Below are 8,665 nucleotides of genomic sequence, written 5' to 3' on the forward strand. Positions count from 1 at the left end.
CTGGCTAAAGGAGAACCGCAGAATAGGCACTCGCTACGACAAGCTGGCCAGGAGCTTTGCAGCCATGGTCACGCTGGCCTGCAGTCTGCGTTGTATGCGGCAATACTTTTCGTACAAAACCTAGCCCCACCGCTACCTGCTCGACGGCCTGGGCCTGGGCGACGGCTATTACGAACAACGCCTGATCCAGCAAGCCGTCGTCGCCCGCACCGGCCAGCGCTTCATCAACGGCCTGACCCGCGACGAAGCGATGTTCAAGTACCTGATGGACAACGCCATCGCCAGCCAGTCGGCGCTGAACCTCAGCGTCGGCGTCGGCCTGTCCGGCGAACAAGTGGCGGCACTGACCCACGACATCGTCTGGATGAAAGACCAGGTGGTGCGCGGCGAACACGTGCTGGTGCCGGTGCTGTACCTGGCCCAGGCCAACAACCGCCTGGCCGCCAACGGCGCGCTGATTCAAGGCAACGAACTGTCGCTGATCGCCGGCAACAACCTGAATATCGCGGCGGCGGCCAACGAAAGTCATTACTACAGCAAGACCAAAAAGGTGACTGCGCAGGAAGACCACGTCAGTCAGGTGGGTAGCCAGTTGACGGCTGGCGGCAGCGCGGCACTGAGCGCCGGGCAGGACATCATCCTGACGGCCAGTGGCGTGAAGGCTGGCGGTGAGGCGTATCTGTATGCCGGCAATGAGCTGAATTTGCTGGCCGCGCAGAATTACGACTATTCACTGTACGACATGAAGAAAAAAGGCAGCTTCGGCGCGAAGAAAACCCAGCGCGACGAAGTGACCGACATTCGCCATGTCGGCAGCCAGATCACCACCGGCGGCGACCTGCTGCTGGTCAGCGAAGGCAATCAACGCTACCAGGCCGCGAAGCTCAACAGCGGCAACGACCTGACGCTGCAAAGCGGTGGCGCGATTGCTTTCGAAGGCGTGAAAGACCTGCATCAGGAGAGCCACGAGAAGAGCAAAAGCGATCTGGCCTGGAACAGCATGAAGGGCAAGGGCAGCACGGACGAAACCGTGCGCCAGAGCCAGATGATCGCTCAGGGCGAGGTGGCGATTAGGGCGGTGGAAGGGCTGCAGATCGACGTGAAGCAGGTCGACCAGCAGACCGTGAGCCAGGCCATTGACGCGATGGTCAAGACTGATCCGCAACTGGCGTGGTTGAAAGAGGCCGAGAAACGCGGGGATGTGGATTGGCGGCAGGTGGAAGAAATCCATCAGTCGTTCAAATACAACCACTCCGGATTGGGCGTGGGTGCACAACTGGTGATCGCCATTCTGATGGCTGCCTTCCTCGGGCCTGCTGCCATGACCGCTTTCGGAGCGGCGGGGACCGGCGTGGCAGCGGCAGGTTCTGCCATCTCTGTGAGCGCCGCCACCACAGCGTCCATCAGTGCGGTCAACAACCGCGGTAATCTGGGGGCAGTGTTCAAGGATGTCACCTCGTCGGATGCAATAAAGGGCTACGCGATTGCGGGCACCACAGCAGGGCTAACGGCAGGTTATTTCGACGATTGGACTGGCACTCACACTGATGTTGCCAGCGGCAAGGTTGTCGGGCCAAAGCTGTACACCTGGGAAGGGGTCGGTCAGTTTGCTGCTAACCAGACACTGCAAAGCGGCACTTCCATGGCGCTGGGCAAGGCTTTGGGTCAAGGCGGAAGCACCCGTGATGCGCTTCAGAGTGCATTGTTCAATACTCTGGCCGCTGCCAGCTTCAACGCTGTCGGCGACTACACCGTAGACATCCCGAACGGCTCTCTACAAAAAGTCGCCATTCACGCCATGGTCGGCGGGCTGCTTTCCACCGCCACAGGTGGCGATTTCCGAACAGGTGCGCTGGCCGCAGGGGCGAACGAAGCGCTGGTCGTTCATCTGAACAAACTGGTGGACGGCAACGAAACCCTGCTGACCATGAGTTCGCAGATCGTTGGCCTTGTCGCTGCCGCCAGTCAGGACGATGTGGATGTCGAGAAGCTGGAGAAAGCCACCTGGGTCGCCAAAAACGCCACTCAATACAACTTTCTTGGTGACCACTCTGCCAAAAAACGTGACGAGGTGCGTGAGAAATTCCGCCGGGAAGGTACTGCGCAACAAGCCCGAGAGTTGGTCAGCCTCGAAGGTGCCGATCATCGCAGTGATAACCTGCTGGAAGCCTATAAGCGCGATCCGGCTTCGCTGAACTCAGGCGATCTCGCGGAACTGACGGCTTATCTGCAGGTTTACGTTTACGAACAGGCTCGACAGCCAGGCGGTGAACAAGCTGCGCAGATCAATCTCGATCAGTTACTCAACGGAAGCCGGGTTCCTGTCTACGGATTCCCGTTCGCAGGCCGCAACCAGGACAAGGTTGCTTGGGCCGAGAGTGAATTGGGTACGTGGGGCAAATATACGGGCCGAGACAAGAGCCCTGATCAGCAGACCTATGAAAGTGCCAAAGGCCTGTTACTGATTGACCAAAAGCAGCGGGATGCTGCTGAGGTTGGCAGCCCGGCCCTGTACTTCTTGGCGGGTCCACTCGGCGGAGCGATCCGTGCAGCTGCAGCGACCAACGGTGCGCTACAGTTTGCTCAGGGAACAAAGCAAGCCGTTGAGGGAGATACCTGGAACGCGGCGGGGAATATGGTGCTTGGGGCACTGGGGATGGCCACGGTGGGCATTCCCAAGGCGGCCACCGGTATGGGCAAGGAGGTGTCGACAGCAGCAGGAGGAAAGACATCTAATTTCGCGCAAATCCCTAAAGGAGAAAGAGGCGAGCGTCTTACTTACGTGTCTAATTCAAGTGCTCCAGAAATTAGAGAGCGGCTTTCATCGGCAATCACGGATATTCGTCGTGATCTACCACTTGGAGGTAATGCAGCGTTTGCAGAAATAAAAATTGACGCCTTGTCCAAGGAGATACTGGTGATGAAATCTTTTAGTCAATATGAGGTTCGTACTGGTGAGTTTCTGCCAAAACCGGCTGGTAATTTAGAGTCTTGGCTATTAAAGCCTCAGCGGGCTACGTCTAGATACATTGATACGCCTGAAGCTTACTTGAGAGATATGGATACGGAGTTTAAAATTCTTGAAACAATTGCACAGCGTTTAGGTAACAATAGCGCAGTAGCTGGGCGAATCAATCTAATGTCTGAAAAAATGGTGTGTCCTAGCTGTAGTGGTGTCATCAATCAATTTCGTGATAGGTATCCGAATATTCAACTTAATGTTTTTACGGTGGATAAATAGTGCCCTACGAAAAGATGACGTATGACGAGATTCAGCAGGTTGTACAGCGGCTGTACAGCGCGGCTTTAGGTACGATAAGCCTAACGCCTGAGCAGGCATTTGCCTATGTGCAAGATGAGACTGAGCTTCTGCAGGGTGATGATCTAGTCGTTAATGTTATTCTGCAAACGGCTATATATAAGTGGGGGGCGACTCATGGGCTAAAACTTTCGAAAAGCAGTCTGTATGCTCAAGACATGTTGGTTTTTTTGTCTGATACGTATAGAAAATTTGATATGCTGAGTATGGTAGAAAAAAATGATCGAGGAGTAAGTTCTGAGCTTTCTGCAGAGATAGAGTTAGTTAAGGAGCTTTATCTAAAGTAGCAGAGTGAGGTTACGACCGTAAAGCAGAGTGTAACACTTTACTCTCAGATGAGGCGTCTGGGATTCAAGCAGTAATGCGGAGGCTTTTATGCAATTCCGACAAACGTAAGTTTCTTCAGATTTTTTTCATAACGCGCAGCTTGCCCGCGATCTGCTCGGGAGAAAAAGCGCTCTCGAAGCAAGTGAGTAACCAGCTCGAACAGTTCATTACCCGGCACTAGCTTTTTTTGGGGGGGCAGCAGATTTTTTGACGCTCGCGAGTAAGGGCCTGGGCCTCGCAGGCCCTATAGCCTCCGGTGGGAGCAGTGTTCCTTCGCAACTCGCGGCTGATCGTGGAAGGACTACGCCCCAGCAGACGCGCAATCTCTCGCTGACAGAGATCTCGGTATTGTCCGACATAAATGGTGACGCGTTCTTCGATGCTGAGTTCGGTATAAGACATCGCCGCACCTTACGTGAGGTCGAGGTGTTGCACTCAGTTTTTGCGACTGCCGCCATTCAAAGACGGCCAAGCTATTACCAATGCGGGTAGAGCAGTTACTAAACATCCTGAATATTTTGGATTCAATTCTACGCAGGAGTTACGTCAGGTCTATCGCTCAGATGCTCAGCTAAACGATTTAGCAGGAAAGTCTGTTCGGAATATTTTGGAAAATGGAGTAAAAACCACGGGTGCTGGTGGTAGATACCCCAATGGCTGGGTAACCTACTCTTTACCAGACGGGAGGGCTGCTAGCTGGAGTGCTTCTGGTGAATTTATTGGCTTTAGAGGGATGCAAAAATGATGCGTGAATTAATCTTCGAAAAAGTTGGCGATATCCATAGTACCTATCCATATCTTTGTGTGTACCTGCAAGGTGAAACAGAGCCATTTCTTGAGATTGCAGTGACTGAGGAGCGAGATCTTGTTTTCACCGTCTACCCGAGAGAGTTGAGTTTGATTCTAGGTATTGAAGACTTAACCGAAATATTAAACAGGGCGAAACTTTTTTTGCCGCAAGCATTAGAGAATAACGACTCCGTCTAATTTTATGGTGCAATAGACGTAGAGACATTAGCAGCATGTGATACGTTAAGTGGGTCTCAGAAAGTCAGGTGACTGCGCCAAGGCGCCTATGCCTCAGCCCCAAAGCCCATGCGGAACCCGGCATTGATTGTCAGCTTACTTTCTGGCACCCACTTTAGCTGAATCACTTGCATCATTGAAAGGCAAAACCCTGCAACTTTTACAGGTGGCTACAACGTAAAGACTTGTGAGGTTGCTGCAGGGCCCTGTGGCGGTGGAAAATGTGCGGAAGATCATGTGGTCGATGCCTTAGGAGGTAACAAAGAGGACGTTTGTTTTACGGAGGCGATGCGTCCCAGGACTGGCGACCAAGTCCCTGTATGCCCTCGTTGCGAATCTACTTATGGTCGTGAACCATTCCCTCCTGGGACTCGATTCAAATCTGATGAGTAATCTAATATGAGTAGCGATGCATACCCCGATGGGCTGGATTATGTTTGGCTTGCTACCGATCGCGAGCTAAACCTTGGAGTATTTTTTACTGTAGGGAGTGGGCCAACTCCGGTTGGCATGCTGCATGACTGTTCATTTGCGATAGAGAATATGGAGGAGGCTATCGAAAATCTTCCTATCGTTTCTGAAGCTCGCCTTCTTATTCAGGCAAAGCGTCCTGACGATTTTTATGATATGGCAAAAAAGGTTTTTTTGTGTATGACTGGCGAGATGTACATCGAACGATTCGCGAGCGCTCAAATAAATATGAGCCTGTAGCGTCGCCGATAAGCCCAATTACCATTAATGATTTGCCTGGATCGCTTAAGCAGCTTGCGTTGCGAGCTAAACTTCTCAACTTCTCTTTTGCGAAAGGGCAAGATTTAGATATAGAAAGCGAGATAGAGTTTATTAGAGCCGCCGAAACCATGAGTCGTTTATCTACCCTGATCGCAAACGCCCCGGATCGAGAAAATTGCGTCATCGAAATCTGGTCAGGGTCTCATCAGTTCGCGGAGGTATCGCATGGACCAGGAAGCCCTATCGAAATAGAAATTTACCCGCCTGCTGGAGAGGATAAATGGAATCTCGATCCTGAAGCGCTTATGGCCGCCCTTCACCAGTCAGCTGACAACTTGGCTTCTCAAGAATAGGTGAACGCAAAACATCGCCTGCGCCCCCCACAAAACCCGACAAGTCTCGCTACAATGCCGGCCCTCGACCGGAGCCTGCATGTCTATTCATCTGTCCACGCTGTCCAGCGACTGGCGTCATCGCCCGACCCACAAACGGGTCTGGGGGCTGGCGACGCCGATGATCGCGTCGAATATTTCCGTCCCCCTGGTCGCTCTGGTCGACAGCATTGTCATCGGCCATTTACCGCATGCCCACCAACTGGGTGCAGTGGCGGTCGGCTCGACGCTGTACGCCTTTCTGGCCTCGGGCATGCTTTTTTTGCGCATGGGCACCACCGGCTTTGCCGCACAGGCGGCCGGGCGCGATGATGGTGTGGCGTTGCGGCGCATTCTGCTGCAAGGGCTGTTGCTGGCGCTGGGCCTGGCCTTGAGCCTGGCGGCGCTGGCGGTGCCGTTCAGTCACCTGGCGCTGGGCTTGATGCAGCCGTCGGCCGAGCTGCAACAGTCGGCGCTGGCGTTCTTTCATACCCGGCTGTACGGCCTGCCTGCGACCCTGGCCAGTTTTGCGCTGATCGGCTGGTTTCTCGGCATCCAGAATGCGCGTGCGCCGCTGGCGATTCTGCTGACCACTAATGTTGCCAATATCGCCTTCAACCTGTGGTTTGTGCTGGGGCTGGACTGGGGTGTGGTCGGCTCGGCGCGTGCCTCGGTGCTGGCCGAATGGCTCGGTGTGCTGCTGGGCCTGGTCTTGATGCGGGGCAGCCTGCGCGCCTGGCCGGGGCAGATTATCTGGCGGGCGCTGGGGGTATGGCGCAACTGGCGACCCTTGCTGGGAGTCAATCGCGATATCTTCCTGCGCACGCTGGCGCTGCAATCGGTGATGTTTATGATCACCGTGCAAGGCGCGCGGCTCGGCGATGTCACCGTGGCTGCCAATGCCTTGCTGCTCAACGGCCTGCTGTTGACCGCCTACGCACTGGACGGCCTGGCGCATGCCGTCGAGGCGCTGTGCGGACATGCCATCGGCGCCCGCGACCGCACCGCGCTGCGCCGCCATCTGGTAGTTGCCGGCGGCTGGTCGCTGATTGCCAGCCTGCTGTTTGCGGCGGCACTTCTGGCGGGCGGGCACTGGTTCATTATTTTGCAAACCGATATCCCGGCGGTACGCGAGACCGCTATCGTTTATCTGCCGTATCTGGCGGCGATGCCGTTGCTGGGGGTCTGGAGCTACTTGCTCGACGGGCTGTTCATCGGCGCTACTCGCGCGCGAGAAATGCGTAATGCCATGCTGACCAGTGTGGCCTTGATCACTCCGGTCGCCGCACTGGCCTACAACCACGGCAACCATGCGCTATGGCTGACCTTCCTGCTCTTCACCTTGCTGCGCGGCGCCAGCCTGGGCCTTATCGCCTGGCGCCTGAGCCGCAATGACGGCTGGTTTGTTCGCTGACACGCTGAAACTGACCGTCGGGCTGCTCAAGCTCAAGCCCTCGGCGTCCAGGCGGACTTCACTGGCCCCAACCTGCACCGCCAGTGCAGCGCCGGGTGCCAGCTCAAGGCGTGGCCCGCCATCGATGTTCAGCACACCGCCCTCGTCCACCAGCCAGCCCGGGTCGAGCCGGGCCTGAACCCTGGGGGGTGTATCCACCACGGTGCACGGCTCGTTCGCGGGCTGATCCAGCCGGGCAATCACCACCGGCAGGGTATCGGGGGGTGTCGGCAAGCCCACCAACACCGCCATGCCTGCGTACAACGGCCCACCCGTGCCGGGATCGACCGGCAACCAGCAATCGGCAAAACGCGCGCCATGCCCTTGCAAAACCCATTCGAACTGCACCTTCACGCGCCCGGCCGCGTCGCGTCTTGCCTCCTGCCCAGGTGGCCCGACCAGCCACGCCCGCTGCAATGCCGGCAAGCTTTTGGCCGATACCGGCGGCACGCTGATACCGACCTCCCAGGGCAAGGCGACAAAGCGGTTGCCGTAAGCGCCAGCCCCCCGGTGATCGACATGGGTCACCCGCCACAGGTGATTGCATTCGGCACGCACATGGCCGGTCACCGGCAGCAAGTGTCCACTATTCACGAAGGCCAGTGTGCTGTGCCCCTCGGCGCGCTGGCCGGCGCGGCTGTGTGCCCTGCCAGGCCCGTTATTCAAGACCGTGAAACGCGTCACCCCCGGCACGTCGAGCCGCGTGCGCCAGGGCGCCTCGGGCGTACGGCGGGCGCCATGCAGGCCACTGCCGAAGACCAGTTCATGGTGGTGCGGCGAATGGACGAAGTGATAGTGAATGCCTTCCTCGGCGCATAGCCGCTGGACCAGTTCCAGATCGTTTTCGCAGTACTGAGCGCAGAACGCTCGCTCGGTGCACAGCGTCTTGAGTTCGAAGCGGTAGCTGTCCTCCAGCAAGCCGTGCTCGCTCAGTACCTGCTCGATGATTTGCGTGGCGCTCATGGACTGAAACACCCTGGGCGTGTAGCGCTGCGCCAGACACGCCAGACGCGGGCCAAGGCTGACCTGCAGACTCACCGGTCCCGGTCGGTAATGGTGGCGGGTCACGGCATGGATCTGCCCGTGAAAACCTGCGTGCCCATCATCCAATGCCAGAAAAGCCGACTGGTACATCAACTGTGCCGGTGTGATGTCGGGACTGCAAAGCACATCGAGGGTAAAGGCATAAGGCTGGCTGATCGCTTCGCGCCCCCGAAAAGACACAACGGCCAGACGTTGCCGCACGCCGCCAATGTCCAGACGAAAGCGCGGCACGCTCGGTGAATCGGGCATTGGAGGCTCTCTTTATGACGGGGCGAACGCCAATTCTCGTCGAGAAGCGAGGCCAGGTAGAGAGCCAGAGCAATAACAGGAAGCGCCCTACAGCGCCTGAGGATTTTTCTTACATCGGTGCGGCCAGATGACTGTCATCTGGCC

General features: G+C 56.5%; 7 protein-coding genes and 3 pseudogenes. 8 read left to right on the forward strand and 2 right to left on the reverse strand.

Going from position 1 to position 8,665, the window contains the following annotated elements; genetic code table 11:
- The 3 genes and pseudogenes from ACYP2A_RS15640 to ACYP2A_RS15650 all read left to right on the forward strand — a co-directional run.
- Positions 1-124: pseudogene (locus ACYP2A_RS15640) on the forward strand (IS5/IS1182 family transposase); the annotation flags it as partial.
- Between the two features lie 9 nt (positions 125-133).
- Positions 134-3,241 (forward strand): annotated as a pseudogene (locus tag ACYP2A_RS15645) (DUF637 domain-containing protein); the annotation flags it as partial.
- The gene (locus tag ACYP2A_RS15650; RefSeq protein WP_459746340.1) at positions 3,241-3,606 is read left to right on the forward strand and encodes a hypothetical protein; all 366 of its coding nucleotides are present in this window, start codon (positions 3,241-3,243) and stop codon (positions 3,604-3,606) included. The pseudogene ACYP2A_RS15645 and the gene ACYP2A_RS15650, both read left to right, overlap by 1 nt.
- Before the next feature lie 127 nt (positions 3,607-3,733).
- Here ACYP2A_RS15650 and ACYP2A_RS15655 read toward each other — a convergent pair.
- Positions 3,734-4,048: pseudogene (locus tag ACYP2A_RS15655) on the reverse strand (transposase); the annotation flags it as partial.
- Between the two features lie 40 nt (positions 4,049-4,088).
- On the opposite strand from ACYP2A_RS15655, the gene ACYP2A_RS15660 reads away from it, so the two are divergent.
- The 5 genes from ACYP2A_RS15660 to ACYP2A_RS15680 all read left to right on the forward strand — a co-directional run bounded on the left by ACYP2A_RS15660 (position 4,089) and on the right by ACYP2A_RS15680 (position 7,189).
- Positions 4,089-4,391: a hypothetical protein gene (locus tag ACYP2A_RS15660; RefSeq protein WP_459746341.1), complete on the forward strand. Its 303-nt coding sequence runs from the start codon at positions 4,089-4,091 to the stop codon at positions 4,389-4,391.
- Positions 4,388-4,633 (forward strand): hypothetical protein, encoded by a 246-nt coding sequence (locus tag ACYP2A_RS15665; protein ID WP_459746344.1) that lies wholly within the window; start codon positions 4,388-4,390, stop codon positions 4,631-4,633. Before ACYP2A_RS15660 ends, ACYP2A_RS15665 begins: the two co-directional genes overlap by 4 nt.
- Before the next feature lie 438 nt (positions 4,634-5,071).
- Positions 5,072-5,383, forward strand: a complete 312-nt coding sequence (locus ACYP2A_RS15670; RefSeq protein WP_459746347.1) for a hypothetical protein — start codon at positions 5,072-5,074, stop codon at positions 5,381-5,383.
- A 59-nt stretch (positions 5,384-5,442) separates the two neighbouring features.
- A complete protein-coding gene (locus ACYP2A_RS15675) occupies positions 5,443-5,757 on the forward strand; it encodes a hypothetical protein (protein WP_459746349.1) in 315 nt (104 codons plus the stop codon).
- 91 nt (positions 5,758-5,848) lie between these two features.
- Positions 5,849-7,189, forward strand: coding sequence for an MATE family efflux transporter (locus ACYP2A_RS15680; protein ID WP_459746918.1), 1,341 nt, complete (start codon positions 5,849-5,851; stop codon positions 7,187-7,189).
- Here the strand turns inward: ACYP2A_RS15680 and ACYP2A_RS15685 are convergent.
- Positions 7,091-8,521, reverse strand: coding sequence for a contractile injection system protein, VgrG/Pvc8 family (locus ACYP2A_RS15685; protein WP_459746350.1), 1,431 nt, complete (start codon positions 8,519-8,521; stop codon positions 7,091-7,093). The two genes, ACYP2A_RS15680 and ACYP2A_RS15685, sit on opposite strands and share 99 nt — an antisense overlap.
- Positions 8,522-8,665: the final 144 nt, after the last annotated feature.

The sequence above is a fragment of the Pseudomonas sp. 3A(2025) genome (assembly GCF_054589175.1).

Excerpts from the sequence above, each read along its gene's own strand:
- ACYP2A_RS15665 (WP_459746344.1), top strand. The coding sequence starts at position 4,388 with ATGATGCGTGAATTAATCTTCGAAAAAGTTGGCGATATCCATAGTACC.
- ACYP2A_RS15670 (WP_459746347.1), top strand. The coding sequence starts at position 5,072 with ATGAGTAGCGATGCATACCCCGATGGGCTGGATTATGTTTGGCTTGCT.
- ACYP2A_RS15685 (WP_459746350.1), bottom strand. The coding sequence starts at position 8,521 with ATGCCCGATTCACCGAGCGTGCCGCGCTTTCGTCTGGACATTGGCGGC.